The 13,647-nt window shown below is 67.4% G+C and carries 13 protein-coding genes and 1 tRNA gene; 5 read left to right on the top strand and 9 right to left on the bottom strand.

The features are described from left to right. Positions 1–299: 299 nt before the first annotated feature. The 3 genes from guaA to ACWPXE_RS10330 all read right to left on the bottom strand — a co-directional run bounded on the left by guaA (position 300) and on the right by ACWPXE_RS10330 (position 3,587). Entirely contained in the window at positions 300–1,850 is a 1,551-nt protein-coding gene (gene guaA, locus ACWPXE_RS10340; protein WP_454017746.1) for a glutamine-hydrolyzing GMP synthase, read from the bottom strand. A gap of 35 nt (positions 1,851–1,885) precedes the next feature. Next, positions 1,886–2,443: an N-acetyltransferase family protein gene (locus tag ACWPXE_RS10335; RefSeq protein WP_454017745.1), complete on the bottom strand. Its 558-nt coding sequence runs from the start codon at positions 2,441–2,443 to the stop codon at positions 1,886–1,888. 124 nt (positions 2,444–2,567) lie between these two features. After that, the gene (locus ACWPXE_RS10330; RefSeq protein ID WP_454017744.1) at positions 2,568–3,587 is read right to left on the bottom strand and encodes a purine-nucleoside phosphorylase; all 1,020 of its coding nucleotides are present in this window, start codon (positions 3,585–3,587) and stop codon (positions 2,568–2,570) included. Positions 3,588–4,126: 539 nt separating this feature from the next. Here ACWPXE_RS10330 and ACWPXE_RS10325 point away from each other — a divergent pair. After that, positions 4,127–4,633: a hypothetical protein gene (locus ACWPXE_RS10325; RefSeq protein WP_454017743.1), complete on the top strand. Its 507-nt coding sequence runs from the start codon at positions 4,127–4,129 to the stop codon at positions 4,631–4,633. 48 nt (positions 4,634–4,681) lie between these two features. Here ACWPXE_RS10325 and ACWPXE_RS10320 read toward each other — a convergent pair whose 3' ends face one another. After that, complete coding sequence (locus ACWPXE_RS10320) at positions 4,682–6,043, bottom strand: RsmB/NOP family class I SAM-dependent RNA methyltransferase (protein ID WP_454017742.1); 1,362 nt, start codon at positions 6,041–6,043, stop codon at positions 4,682–4,684. Positions 6,044–6,320: 277 nt separating this feature from the next. Here ACWPXE_RS10320 and mltA point away from each other — a divergent pair, with 277 nt between their 5' ends. Together mltA and ACWPXE_RS10310 are read left to right on the top strand one after the other, a co-directional pair. Next, entirely contained in the window at positions 6,321–7,487 is a 1,167-nt protein-coding gene (gene mltA / locus ACWPXE_RS10315) for a murein transglycosylase A (protein ID WP_454017741.1), read from the top strand. Between the two features lie 13 nt (positions 7,488–7,500). Beyond that, positions 7,501–8,019, top strand: coding sequence for an N-acetyltransferase family protein (locus ACWPXE_RS10310; RefSeq protein WP_454017740.1), 519 nt, complete (start codon positions 7,501–7,503; stop codon positions 8,017–8,019). Between the two features lie 7 nt (positions 8,020–8,026). Here the strand turns inward: ACWPXE_RS10310 and ACWPXE_RS10305 are convergent, their stop codons facing one another. Next, positions 8,027–8,284, bottom strand: a complete 258-nt coding sequence (locus ACWPXE_RS10305; RefSeq protein ID WP_454017739.1) for a DUF1272 domain-containing protein — start codon at positions 8,282–8,284, stop codon at positions 8,027–8,029. Positions 8,285–8,425: 141 nt separating this feature from the next. On the opposite strand from ACWPXE_RS10305, the gene ACWPXE_RS10300 reads away from it, so the two are divergent. Beyond that, positions 8,426–9,187 carry a TrmH family RNA methyltransferase gene (locus ACWPXE_RS10300; protein WP_454017738.1) on the top strand — a complete coding sequence of 254 codons (762 nt, stop codon included), beginning with the start codon at positions 8,426–8,428 and terminating at the stop codon, positions 9,185–9,187. Between the two features lie 70 nt (positions 9,188–9,257). On the opposite strand, the gene guaB is transcribed toward ACWPXE_RS10300, so the two are convergent. The 3 genes from guaB to ACWPXE_RS10285 all read right to left on the bottom strand — a co-directional run bounded on the left by guaB (position 9,258) and on the right by ACWPXE_RS10285 (position 12,654). Next, complete coding sequence (gene guaB, locus ACWPXE_RS10295; RefSeq protein WP_454017737.1) at positions 9,258–10,736, bottom strand: IMP dehydrogenase; 1,479 nt, start codon at positions 10,734–10,736, stop codon at positions 9,258–9,260. Between the two features lie 164 nt (positions 10,737–10,900). Then, a complete protein-coding gene (locus tag ACWPXE_RS10290; RefSeq protein ID WP_237905811.1) occupies positions 10,901–11,611 on the bottom strand; it encodes an RlmE family RNA methyltransferase in 711 nt (236 codons plus the stop codon). Positions 11,612–11,625: 14 nt separating this feature from the next. Beyond that, entirely contained in the window at positions 11,626–12,654 is a 1,029-nt protein-coding gene (locus ACWPXE_RS10285; RefSeq protein WP_454017736.1) for a Ppx/GppA phosphatase family protein, read from the bottom strand. 200 nt (positions 12,655–12,854) lie between these two features. On the opposite strand from ACWPXE_RS10285, the gene ACWPXE_RS10280 reads away from it, so the two are divergent. Then, positions 12,855–12,928: transfer RNA gene (locus ACWPXE_RS10280), tRNA-Gln, on the top strand. 335 nt (positions 12,929–13,263) lie between these two features. Here ACWPXE_RS10280 and ACWPXE_RS10275 read toward each other — a convergent pair. Next, positions 13,264–13,386, bottom strand: coding sequence for a hypothetical protein (locus ACWPXE_RS10275; protein WP_454017735.1), 123 nt, complete (start codon positions 13,384–13,386; stop codon positions 13,264–13,266). Between the last annotated feature and the right edge of the window lie 261 nt (positions 13,387–13,647).

The raw sequence follows: 13,647 nt of genomic DNA, 5'->3' as shown, positions 1-13,647 counted from the left end.
GTCATCGAAGCCTCCCGAGATGGCGTTACCAAGGTTGATTTGTGCCTCGATCACACCAATCCAGCGTCGTCCTGTCAAATAAAATCTACTAGATAAATAGATTTATAAAGCCTGAAATTACATATTTATATTGTTTTTTGTCGCCGGAGTTTGTCACGGCATCGCTCTCACAAGGGCGCGCGAACCGCCTTCCACCGGACCATTCCAGGCGCCGATTGCGCATAAAAAAAGCCGCCAGGAGCTTCGCTGCTCCTGACGGCCTTCCGTGTTCAATCCTTATCGACGGCAACCGCCGCGGATCATTCCCACTCGATCGTGCCGGGTGGCTTCGACGTGATGTCGTAGACCACCCGGTTCACGCCACGCACCTCGTTGACGATGCGGTTCGACACGCGGGCCAGGAAGTCGTGCGGGAACGGGTACCAGTCGGCGGTCATGCCGTCGGTGGAGGTCACCGCGCGCAGGGCCAGCACATGGTCGTAGGTCCGCCCGTCGCCCATCACGCCCACGGTGCGCACCGGCAGCAGCACCGCGAAGGCCTGCCAGATCGCGTCGTAGAGGCCGGCGTTGCGGATCTCCTCCAAATAGACCGTGTCGGCCTTGCGCAGGATGTCCAGCTTCTCCGGAGTGATTTCGCCAGGAACGCGGATGGCGAGGCCCGGGCCGGGGAAGGGATGGCGACCGATGAAGGCCGCCGGCAGGCCGAGTTCGCGGCCGAGCGCGCGGACCTCGTCCTTGAACAGCTCGCGCAGCGGCTCGACCAGCTTCAGCTTCATGCGCTCCGGCAGGCCGCCGACGTTGTGGTGCGACTTGATGGTGACCGACGGGCCGCCGGTGAAGGACACGCTCTCGATCACGTCGGGGTACAGCGTGCCCTGGGCCAGGAACTGCGCGCCGCCAACCTTGGCGCTCTCTTCGTCGAACACCTCGATGAACAGGCCGCCGATGATCTTGCGCTTCTGCTCCGGGTCGGTGACGCCGGCCAGCTTGCCCAGGAACAGATCGGACGCGCTCCGGTGGACCAGCGGGATGTTGTAGTGGTCGCGGAACAGCGTCACCACCTCCTCCGCCTCGCCGGCGCGCATCAGGCCGGTGTCGACGAAGATGCAGGTGAGCTGGTCGCCGATGGCCTCGTGGATCAGCACGGCGGCCACCGAGGAATCGACGCCGCCCGACAGGCCGCAGATCACCTTGCCTGTGCCGACCTGGGCGCGGATCTTCTCGATGGCCTGCTGCTTGAAGGCGGCCATGGTCCAGTCGCCCTTCAGCCCGGCGACGCGGTGCACGAAGTTCGCCAGGAGCTGCGCGCCGTGCGGGGTGTGCACGACCTCCGGGTGGAACTGCACGCCGTAGAACTGGCGGGCGTCGTCGGCGATGGCGGCGAAGGGCGCACCGTCGCTGACCGCCACGGCCTGGAAGCCGTCCGGCAGGGCGGTGACGCGGTCGCCGTGGCTCATCCACACCTGCTCGCGCGAACCCACATCCCAGAGGCCGTCGAACAGCGCGCAGGTCTGCTTCACCTCGATGAAGGCGCGCCCGAACTCGCGGTGATCGGAGCCCGACACGGCGCCGCCGAGCTGGTGGCACATCGTCTGTTGGCCGTAGCAGATGCCCAGGACCGGAACGCCCAGCGTGAAGACCACCTCCGGCGCGCGCGGACCGTTCTCTTCGGTAACGGAGGCCGGGCTGCCCGACAGGATGATCGCCTTCGGCGCGTAGTCGCGAATCCGCTCCTCGCTCATGCTGAACGGATGGATTTCGCAATAGACGCCGGCTTCACGGACGCGGCGGGCGATGAGCTGGGTCACCTGCGACCCGAAATCGAGGATGAGAACGCGCTCGGCGGACATGGACGACAACCTGATGCGGGGGGACAAGCCCCTGACTACCGCATTTCAGGCCCCGCGGACAAGCGTGCAAGCGGGGCGAGGTCGCGCCAGCCATAGGCGATCTCCACCAGCTCCGCCCCGGCGAAGCGGATGGGCCGTTCCGCCACCCGCACACCGCCCAGCCGCTCGTAGAACCAGCGGGCCGGGTTATCGCGCAGGCACCAGACCACGGCGGTGCGCTTGCCGCCCTCCTGGAGACGCTCCGCCATGGTCGCCATCAGGCGGCGGCCCAACCCCTGCCCCTGAGCCTCGTCCAGCAGATAGAGGGCGTAGAATTCCCCCTCGTACCCTTCCACGGGAATGCGGCGCCCGCCGTAGGTGGCGAATCCCACCACCGAGTCCGCACCGTCCACCACGACCAGGGCGCCCTGCCCCGGCCCGTGCGCCTGGACGGCGTTGTGCCAGCGCATCGCCGCGGCGGCTTCCGACAGGTTGACGAGATAGGCATCGGGGACGAGGCCCGGATAGGTGGATTGCCACGTGGCGACATGGACCTTGGCGATGCCCACCGCGTCCGACGGGCGCGCGTCGCGAATCACCAGCGCTTCATCCATGGGACATCTCCGGACCCGTTGCCCACCCCAATGGAAACTGGGAGCCGGGCCGGAGGATGTCCAGTCAGCCAAAAGGGCCGGGACGGGGCGACGGTGGAAGGCCGCCGCGCCACCGGCCTTCGGGTTACTGGGCCGGAAGGGCCGGAACCCCCGCCTGCCACTGGTCCCAGTGGGAAACGATGTGGTCGGTCATGCGCGAGCCGACCAGCGCCACGTTCCCCACCGTCTCGGCAAACCCGCCGGCGGTCTCGCCCGGCTTCGGGTCGAGATGCTCCAGCGTGGTCTCCTTGGGGTTGCCCTGGTCGAAGTTGACCGCGCCACGCAGGCTCATCACCCGGTCCGAGCCGAGGGTGCGCTTGATGACCAGAGTGATCGCCGCGGCCTCCATCTCGGTGATGACGTAATCGTCGGCGCCGTAGAGCTTGGCGATGTACTGCGCCTGCTCGGACATGCCGGGGCCGTGGAAGAAGGTGTCGCCGGTCATGTGCGTGCCGGTGCCGACGAAGGGCGCGCGCCGGGCGGCGTCCTGCGGGTAGCGCTGGCGGTAGGCGCGGGCGCTGTCGGAGTCCTTCAGCGGCGTGTCGCCGGTCAGCTTCATCGCCCAGGATACCAGAGTCGGGTTCAGCTGGAACAGGCGGACGGACTCGTAGCCCTTGCGCGGCATGAAGGTCGGCTCACCCGGTTTGCCCTCCTCCGGCGCCCAGCGGTGGCCCAGATCGTAATCCACCAGCCACGTCGCCCAGTTAACCTCGGCGATTGTGCCGCGCGACGGCGGAGTGCCGGCCACGCCGGAGATGATGAAATAGGCCTGCGACAGGTCGAGCTGCGGGTTCAGCAGGATGGCCTGCATGGATGCGGAGGAGCTGACCTTGCCCATGCCGAGAACCGCGCCGCAGACGCCGTCGGCGTTGCAGTAGACGGGGTTCAACGCGCCCTTCACGGTGATCGGCTCGGCGGACTGCCAGTAGCGCTCGTACCAGTTCTGGAACTCGCCGGCGCGGTCGCCGGTGTTCTTGCCGATCTCGAACATGGCGCCGACAAACACCTTGACCTTGACCGGCTCAGCCGCTTCGGCGGAGGTGCCCAGCCCCAACAGAAAAAGGGCGGACAGGGCGGCGCTCCGCCAGCGGGACGTGTTCCACATCATTGCGCTCCAACATGCGGGGAAAGGTCGCACCCTAACCGCAAACCTCGCGTTAGGACCCGCACGAAATCAGCAGGCCGGTCCGTGTGTCACTGCATGAGCGGCGGCGCTCGTCCTTTCTCGGGCCGGCGTGAATCCGTCGCCTTTTCGGCCCGCCGCCAATCTCCCCCACCATGTTGGTTTCGCCAAATCCTTAGCGGGGCACCAACTGTCACCTTCCAGCGTGAGTATGGCCGCCAGCCACCGTATACTCCAGTATTCGCATGGTCCATTGTCACACAAATACTTAGGATTCTAACTTTAATATTCCGCTATCAATCTCCGCTCAAATTATCAGGTCAACAAATCAAGAGTATCTATTTCCTGCCAAGATGGCCTCGACCATCGATCAATGGAGTTTTGCAATGGCTCCGACAAACGTCACATCGCCCGCCGATGTTTCCGCATATTTCCGAACTGGCTCAGAGTCGCGCTCAACGAATACTTCGACACCTTCCGTCGCCACGACGACCGTCCGGAAGGGCGGAGCCAGCGACAGCGTGGATCTCAGCGCTCTGGCAACCGCCCTGAAGGGCAACGCCCTCACCATGTTCAACGAGGCGCTGGGCGACGAGGACCGCCGGAAACTGGATGACGCCGTGCGCGCCGGCACCCTGACCGGCGACGATGTGGCAAAAGCTTTGACGACACGCCTGAAACGTATTGGTTTCGCACAGTCCGGGGTTGATGTTGCCGCCGTTGATCTCGATTCGGAAGCCGCCAGCCGCGCACTCGGCGGAACGCCCCTCCTTCAACGCGGCCAGCGTCGAGCCGCTCCCCAGACACAGCCGGACAACTCCCTGATTCGCGTCGACAAACCTTCGGCATCGCCCTCCCCGGCGACCGGCCGGGATGCTCAGGCCAACGCCTATTTCCTTGCCATTGAGGATGGCGGCGACGATGCGTTAAAGAAGATCGCCGACCTTGGCATCAGTCTGAGTCCGTTCGCCGCATTCGGCGACGCCGTTCGTCGCCTGATCGACAAGGGCGCCTTCAATTACCGATAGGCACACGGGCGCCGTACCACATCATGGCCGGCGCCTCGTGGTGTCCTGTCACTCGGGCTTTTCCTCGTCTGCCTTTTCCTCGTCTGCCGCTTCCGCCGGCTCCTCTTCCGCCTTGCGCACCATCACGGCGGCGAAGAAGCCGTCGGTGTCGTGGCGGGCCGGGGTCAGGCGCAGGTACGGCCCCTCGGCGGGCGGGGTGCCTGCCTCTTCCTCCGCCCAGACATCGGCGACCGGCAGCACGGTGAAGTCGGGGTGGGTCTCCAGGAAGGAGGCCACCTGTTTCTCGTTCTCCTCCGGCAGCAGGGAGCAGGTGGCGTAGATCAGCCGCCCGCCGGGCTTCACCAGCCGGGCCGCGCTGTCCAGGATGTTCGCCTGGAGCGGCACCAGCTCCGCCAAGCCGGGCCCGAGCTGGCGCCAGCGGCTGTCGGGGTTGCGGCGCCAGGTGCCGGTGCCGCTGCACGGTGCGTCAACCAGCACGCGGTCGAACTTGCGCTTGTGCCGCTTCACCCAGGGATCGCGCTCGCTGGACAGCGGGTGCGCCTCGATGTTGTGCAGCCCGGCGCGGCGGAACCGCTCGGCGGCGCGCTTCAGGCGCCCGGCCAGCACGTCGCAGGCGACGACGCGGCCCTTGTTCTTCATCAGCGCGGCGATGGCCAGCGTCTTGCCGCCGGCCCCGGCGCAGAAATCGACCACCTGCTGCCCCGGTTTCGGCGCCACCGCGATCGCCACGAGCTGCGATCCCTCGTCCTGGATCTCGACCAGACCATCCTTGAAGGCGTCCACGGTGCCCAGCGGCGGACGGCCCTGGACGCGCAGGCCCAGCGGCGACCACTGCGTCGGCTCCGCGGTGATGTGGGCGCGGGCCAGCGCCTTGATCGCGCTCTCGCGGTTGGCCTTCACCGGGTTGATGCGCAGGTCGAGCGGCGCGGAGTCCAGCAAAGTCCGCATCTCCACCGCGAACCGGTCGCCCATGGCGGCGCGCATCGGCTCCTCGGCCCAGGGCGGGCACTCCACGGCCACGCTTTCCGGCATCTGCGGATGCTCCAGCGTGTGAGTGTCCAGCTCGTTGGCGAGCTTCGCCTCCTCCGGTGCCAGCGGGTCCGGGGCGAATTTGGTGGCGCCGAACAGCGCCTTGACCGTCGCCGCGGCCTTGCCCTCGGCCAGGATCTCGTTGGCGAGCGCACGGGCGCGCGGGGTCGGCGGATGGCCCTGACGCTCCAGCCACCAGCACAGCCGGGCGTGCCGCCGCAGGATCGCGTAGGCCGTCTGCGCCACCGCGGTGCGGTCTTTCGACCCGATGTAGCGGCGGGCGCGGAAATAAGCGCTCATCACCGCGTCGGCGGGGCGCGGGGTTTCGTCGATCTCGGTCAGCAGGTCGATGACCGCCTGAAGGCGGGCGGCGGGGGTCATGGGATGGTCCTCGGATAGATTCCCTGCTCGATAACCCGAGCGGGGTGCGCTTGTCATCCCCCGCGCACGCGCGGCAGCCTTTCGAGTCGCCGATCCAGGCGCACGCCCTGTGACAAGACGACCGGCTTGAAACCATCCGCGCGAAGAGCGGTTGACCGCAATCCTGCGAATGAGGCAAAAAAGGGGTAGTTGTTCTTGTTCGAGCCATCTTGGCCGCGGCAAGTCCAGCCATCCCTCGTCTTTATCGTCTTCATTGAATCTTGGTGCGGGGTCCGCGATGGCGGCTGCGGTCGGCAGTGTCATGGCGCGTGCGGTGGCGCGCGTCTCCACCCTTCTTGCGTTCGGCCTGCTGGCGGGCTGTGCCGGCGACGCGGCGACCGGTTCGGGACCGGGCGGCGGCGTCACCGCGGCGTCCTGGCGGCCGGGGATGGAGAAGGTCTCCGCGGACTTCCGCGGCCTGCCGGGCTGGATCGACGACGACCACGCGCAGGCATTGCCGGCCCTTCAACGCACCTGCCGCTGGGTGGCGGCTCAGCCCGCCGGCAAGCCGCTCGGTCCCAACCCCGCCGCCGGCACCACCTCGGACTGGCGCCCGATCTGCGAGGCGTTGCGCGACCTGCCCGACGCCCAGCCGGAAACCGCCCGCCGCTTCTTCGAGGATCACTTCACCCCCGTCGGCCTGTCCGAGGGGCAGGAGGGGCTGTTCACGGGCTATTACGAGGTCGAGCTGCGCGGCAGCTGGACCCGGACCGAGCGCTACAACGTTCCCCTCTACAAGGCGCCCAAGCGGACCAAGCGTGGCCTGCCCAGCCGCGCCCGCATCACCGACGGCGCGCTGAAGGGCAAGGGGCTGGAGATCCTGTGGGTGGACGACCCCATCGACGCCTTCTTCCTGGAAATCCAGGGGTCGGGCCGGGTGCGGATGACCGACGGATCGGTGGTGGCTCTGGGCTACGGCGGGCAGAACGGCCACCGCTACGTCCCTATCGGGCGGCACCTGATCGACATCGGCTACGCCACGCCGGAGCAGGTGACCATGCCGCTGATCCGCCGCTGGCTGACCGAGCATCCCGGCGAGGCCCGGCGGGTGATGAACATGAACCCATCCTACGTCTTCTTCCAGCTCCGCCAGGATGTCGGCGCCCGCGGCGCGCGCAACATGGAACTGACGGCGGGCCGCAGCCTCGCCGTGGACCCCGGCTACGTCCCGCTGGGCGTGCCGCTGTGGCTGGACGTGCGCGAGGCCCCGGTGCCGCAGGGCGAGATCAAGCGCATCGTCGTCGCCCAGGACACCGGTGGTGCCATCAAGGGGGCGGTGCGCGGCGACCTGTTCTGGGGTCATGGGGCGGAGGCCGCCGAGGGCGCCGGCGTGATGAAGGCCAAGGGCCGCTACACAATGCTGGCGCCGCGCACCACCTCCTTCACGCTGGCGCAACGCCGCTGAGGTCTGGTTGTCGATGCTGGTTCGTCTGTCCGCCCTGCCCGACCGCGGGGCCGCCCTCGCCGCGCTGGAGGAGATCTTCTTCCTGTCCACGCTGCGCAAGGACTTCGCCTCGGCGGAGGAGCGCGCGGCCTTTTTCCGCACCTGGACGGGCTGGTATGTGGAGCGGGCGCCGGACGACGTGTGGTTCGCCTTCGCCGATGACGGTACCGTCATCGGCTATCTGACCGGCTGCAAGGACAGCGCCGGAGCGGTGGACCTCGCCCGCATCATCCCGAGATACGAAGTCTTCTCCGACCGCTTCGCCGCCTTTCCCGCCCATCTTCACGTCAACGTCCGGCCCGGCTTCCGGGATCGTGGGGTCGGGCGGGCGCTGGTGGACGGCTTCGCGGAGGAGTGCCGCGCCGATGGCCTGCCCGGCCTGCATCTGGTGACCGGGGTCTTCGCGCGGAACGTCGCTTTCTACCAGCGTGCCGGCTTCACCACGGCGACCCAGCGGGGGCCGCTGCTGTTCCTGGGCCGGCGCCTGGAGTGAGCGCCTTTCAAAAGGCGGAGGCGCAGCCGCCGGCCTTGAGCACCCGTTGCGTGGACGCCGGGTTGTTGGCCAGCTTCGCCGCCGGGCGGACGGGCCGCCGCACCAGTTCGCCCCCGCAGTTCGGACAATGTCCCTTCAGCATCTCATCCCGGCAATCGCCGCAGAAGGTGCATTCGAAGGAGCAGATGTAGGCATCGCGGGAGTCCGGGGGCAGATCCCGGTCGCAGCATTCGCAGTTTGGCCGCAGCGCAAGCATGATGGGCATCGCCTTTCCGTGGTTCCGCGATGATAGCAGCCGCGCGACGGCGGGAGAATGGGAGGCGACGGATCGGCCTTCCCATCGCGGCGCCCCGCGCCGTAAGGTCCGCGATCACGACGAACGCCCGCCCTGGAAAGCCTGCCCCGCATGACCCGCCCGCCGCGACTTATCGAAAGCCCGCAGAATCCGCAGTTCAAGCTGTGGGAGTCGCTGCTGGAAAGCCGCGGCCTGAAAAAACAGGGCAAGTTCCTGCTGGCCGGGCTGAAGACGGTGCCGGAGGCGCTGGCCCGCTGGCCGGACCGCTTTTCCACCCTGCTCGTCACCGATCCGGCGCAGGCCGAGGGCTGGCGCCTTCCCGCTGAGCTGGAGATCGTCCAACTCGCTCCCGCCCTGTTCCGCACGCTGGACGCCTCCGGCACCGGCTTCCCCTTGCTCGTCGGCACGGTGCCGGACACGCCGTCGATCGACCTGTCGCAACCGCCGCATGGGCTGGAGCTGATCTGCGCGCTCGGCGATCCCAACAACCTCGGCGCCCTGCTGCGCAGCGCCGCCGCCTTCGGCGCCCGGCGGGTGATCCTGCTCGATGGAGCGGCGCACCCCTACCACCCCAAATGTCTGCGCGCCGCGTCGAACGCCCAGTTCGAGCTGACCCTGCTGCGCGGCGGCCGATGGGAGGATGTGAAAAGGGCCGTCGGGCCGCTGGTTGCCCTGGACGCGGGAGGTGCCGACATGGCGGCCTTCCGCTGGCCGCACGACGTCCGTCTCGTCCTGGGCGAGGAAGGCCAGGGCGTGCCCGCTACCCTGCCCGTCCAGCGCCTGTCGATCCCGACCACGGGCGCCGTGGAATCCCTCAACGCCACCGTCGCGGCGAGCGTGGCGCTGTTCAGCCACTTCGCCGCCAACCGCTGAAACACGGACATAAAAAAGGCGAGGGGAACGCCCCCTCGCCTTCTCGAACCTCACTCCAAGGAACGGCTGATCAGCCCTGGCGGTAGTTCGGGGACTCGTTGGTGATGGTGATGTCGTGGACGTGGCTCTCGCGCAGGCCCGCATTGGTGATGCGGACGAACTCGCACTTCGTCTGCATCTCGACGATGGACTGGCTGCCGGTGTAGCCCATGGCCGCGCGCAGGCCGCCGACGAGCTGGTGGATCACAGCCGACACCGGACCCTTGTAGGGCACGCGGCCTTCGACGCCTTCCGGCACCAGCTTCATGGTTGACACTTCCTGCTGGAAGTAGCGGTCGGCCGAACCACGGGCCATGGCGCCCACCGAGCCCATGCCGCGGTAGCTCTTGTAGGAGCGGCCCTGGTAGAGGATGACTTCGCCGGGGCTCTCGTCGGTGCCGGCGAACAGGCTCCCCAGCATCGCCACGCTGGCGCCCGCCGCGATGGCCTTGGCGAGATCGCCCGAGAACTTGATGCCGCCGTCGGCGATCACCGGGATGCCCATCTTCTCGCAGGCCTCGACCACATCCATGATCGCGGTGAGCTGCGGCACGCCGACGCCCGCGACGATGCGGGTGGTGCAGATGGAACCGGGGCCGATGCCGACCTTCACCGCGTCCGCGCCGGCATCGACCAGCGCCTTCGCCGCCTCGGCGGTTGCCACGTTGCCGGCGATCACCTGGGTGTAGTTGGACATGTTGCGCGCGGCGCGCACCTGATCCAGCACCTTCAGCGAGTGGCCGTGCGCGGTGTCGACCACCAGAACGTCCACGCCCGCGTCGAACAGCGCCTCGGCACGGCGCAGCCCGTCCGAGCCGGTGCCGGTGGCGGCGGCGACGCGCAGGCGGCCCTGGGCGTCCTTGCAGGCGTTGGGATAGGCCTGGGCCTTCTCCATGTCCTTGACCGTGACGAGGCCGATGCAGCGATGGGCCTCGTCCACCACCAGCAGCTTCTCGATGCGGTGCTGGTGGAGCAGGCGCTTGGCCTCGTCCTGGCTGACGCCCTCGCGCACCGACACCACGTCCTTGGTCATCAGTTCGCTGACCGGCTGGTTCGGGTTGGTGGCGAAGCGCACGTCGCGGTTGGTCAGGATGCCGACCAGCTTGCCGCTGCCGCGGGAGTCGTGGCTTTCCACCACCGGAATGCCGGAGATGCGGTAGTCGGCCATGAGCTGGAGCGCGTCGGCCAGCGTCTGGCCCGGCGTGATGGTGATCGGATTGACCACCATGCCGGACTCGTACCGCTTGACCTTGCGGACCTCTTCGGCCTGTTGCTCGATGGTCAGGTTGCGGTGGACCACGCCGATGCCGCCGGCCTGGGCCATGGCGATGGCGAGGCTGCTTTCGGTCACCGTGTCCATCGCCGAGGACATCAGGGGGATGCCCAGTTCGATGGTCTTGGTCAGGCGCGTCCGGGTGTCCACCTCGTTCGGCAGGACCGAACTTTCGGCCGGAACCAAGAGGACGTCGTCGAAGGTCAGAGCTTCGCGAATCGTGGACGAGCGGGCCATCGGCGGTCTCCCGGGAGATAAAAAGGGGCCGGAAAAAAATTTGGCGCACTATACACAAGACCGTGGGCTTGTGAAGGCGCCTGAACCACAAACTGTCGTGTGCCGGGCCTCATCCGCGCAAGCCAGCCATGACCTGCGCGAACGGGCCGCAGCCGGAGGTCGACCTAATCGTTCGCGTTGGCACCACGGAAACCGGTGGCGACCACATAGGTTTCGGAGGATTCCGCGCGGCTGGCCGGCGGCTTGGCGTGGCGCACCGTGGCGAAGTCGCGCTTCAGCCGCTCCAGCAGCGACTTCTCCGCCCCGCCTTGGAACAGCTTGGCGACGAACGCCCCGCCGGGTGCCAGCACCTCCTCCGCGAAGTCGTAGGCGGCCTCGGCCAGCGCCATGATGCGCAGATGGTCGGTGGACTGATGCCCGATGGTCGGCGCGGCCATGTCGCTCAGCACCACGTCGGCAGGGCCGCCCAGCGCCTCTTTCAGCCGCTCGGCGGCGCCCTCCTCCAGGAAGTCGGCCTGCATGGTGGTGGCGCCGGGCACCGGGTCCATGGGCAGGATGTCCAGCCCAACGACCTTCCAGCCCTCGCGCGCGGTCTGCACCTTGTCCACCGCCACCTGGGTCCAGCCGCCGGGCGCGGCACCGAGGTCGACCACGCGCTTGCCCGGCCCCAGCAGATGGAACTTCTCGTCCAGTTGAAGCAGCTTGAAGGCGGCGCGGGAGCGGAAGCCGCGCTTCGTCGCCTCGTGCACGTAAGGGTCGTTCAGATGCCGCTCCAGCCAGCGGGCCGAGGAGGTGGTGCGCTTGGCCGCGGACTTCACGCGGACGGTGGCGCGGCGCCCACCCGGCGTCGAGGAGGACGGAGGCTTTCCAACCATGGTCTCACATTTCCTTAATAGATTTGCCGCGTCGACCCGATCAGCTCCACGAGGATGCCCTCGCGCAGGCCGCGGTCGGCGATGCGCAGGCGCTTCACCGGCCAACAGTCGCACAGCGCGTCCAGCACCGCGCATCCGGCGATCACCAGATCCGCGCGGTCCTGTCCGATGCAGGGATGCCGCGCCCGCCCGTCGAAGTCCAGCGCGACGAGACGTTCGATGACCGCGCGGGCGTGGTCGATGCGCAGAAAGCTGCCGTCCACGGCCCGCCGGTCGTAGCGGCAGAGGCCGAGATGCACCCCGGCCAGCGTTGTCACCGTGCCGGAGGTGCCGAGCATCTGCACCTGCCCGGCGAGCACCCGCTCGCGGATGCCGTTGCGCGCCTCGAAGGAGGCGATGGCCGACGCCACCTCCTCCACCATGCGCCGGTACATGCCGCGGTCGGCGTCCGCGCCGCCGAACTGCTCGGTCAGGCCGATGACGCCGCACTGGATGGACGTCTGGTCGAGGATGCGCGGAGGCCGCCCGCGCTCCACCGCCAGCCACATCAGCTCGGTCGAGCCGCCGCCGATGTCGAACACCACGGCATAGGGGACGTTCGGATCGAGCAGGGACGCGCAGCCGGCGAGCGCAAGGCGCCCTTCCTCCTGGCTGGAGATGATCTCGATGGCGATGCCGGTCTCCCGCTCCACCGCATCGACGAACTCGCTGCAGTTCCGGGCGCGGCGGCACGCTTCGGTCGCCACCGCACGCGCCGCGGTGACGCCGCGACGCTCGATCTTGGACCCGCAGATCCTCAGGGCGGCAAGGGTGCGCTCCATCGCCGAGTCGGACAGCCGGTCGTTGCGGGTCAACCCCTCGCCCAGCCGGACGATCCGCGAGAAGGCATCGATGACGCGAAAGCCGCCGGGAATCGGGCGTGCGATCAGCAGGCGGCAATTGTTGGTTCCGAGATCGAGGGCCGCGAAGACCGGGCGCGCAGGGGCCGTCGAACGCAACCGTCCGGTGTCGTTCTGCCGTTCACTGTGCACCTGAAGGTCCACGTCTCCTCCCCGCCATGCTTAAGGGAGTCATCTTAACCCGGTTTCACGTCCCAGCGAAAGCCCACGAATGGCATTGATTTGTGTCCACGCGCTCACACCAAGGTACCGGAGGCGAAAAAAGGTCTATACAAGCCCTGCCCGCTTTGCTAAAAGGGCGGCCCACGACGGGACGCGGCGCAGCGCCACTCCCGGTGACGGTCTGGGGGATCGTCTAGCGGTAGGACAGCGGACTCTGACTCCGCCAGCCTAGGTTCGAATCCTAGTCCCCCAACCAACCTTTTCAAGCACTTAGCTTTGTAGCTCGGCCGGCCTAGGCGCTCCAGTAAGCACCTAGTAAGCACGGCACGCCTCGTGGGGATCGGGCCTGTGAGCCGATCTTCGTGGTTGGGATTGGTGCACTGCTGTCTTCGGACGCTGACAGACGGTTTGCGCAACCCTATGCACGCCATCATACCATTTCCAGAAAGTTCCGACCTGTGGTCGGAACTTTCCAGCTCTCAGACGCCGGGCGGCCCGCGTCCGCGGGCCTTGGCTTCGCGGGCATGAGCCCGCGCGGCCGCCGTCGCGGCCGATACCAGGGTCAGACGTCAAAACTTTCTGACCCTGGTATCAGACGCCAAACTTGTTGCAGTTGATCTTATGGCTGTGCCAGCGCCGGAGTATCGGCTGGCTGCCGTGCCACAGCATTTCCAGGAACTGCTCGTCGGGCAACGGCATGAACTCCAGGTTCACGGTCCACTCGTTCTTTGCCGCCCCATGGTAGCTGGACCGGCAGATCAAGACTGGATCACATTGCCGGGCGATCGGCAAGCGCAGATACCAAGCTCAATCAGCCCCTGCGTTCAGTACCACCTTCACCTTGAACTTCGGCGAACACCGCTTCCATCTCCCCGTTATCGAGTCCGCCCTCCCTCGTGGACAAGTTGATCTTATTCGACTGTTCGGAAAACAAGAATCAGCTCGACGCCTCCCTTTTTGATTATCTCGTTCGCG

The sequence above is a fragment of the Azospirillum sp. Marseille-Q6669 genome, from assembly GCF_965111635.1.
The sequence above is the reverse complement of the archived record's forward strand: the minus strand, read 5'-3'. Positions and strand labels throughout refer to the sequence as shown.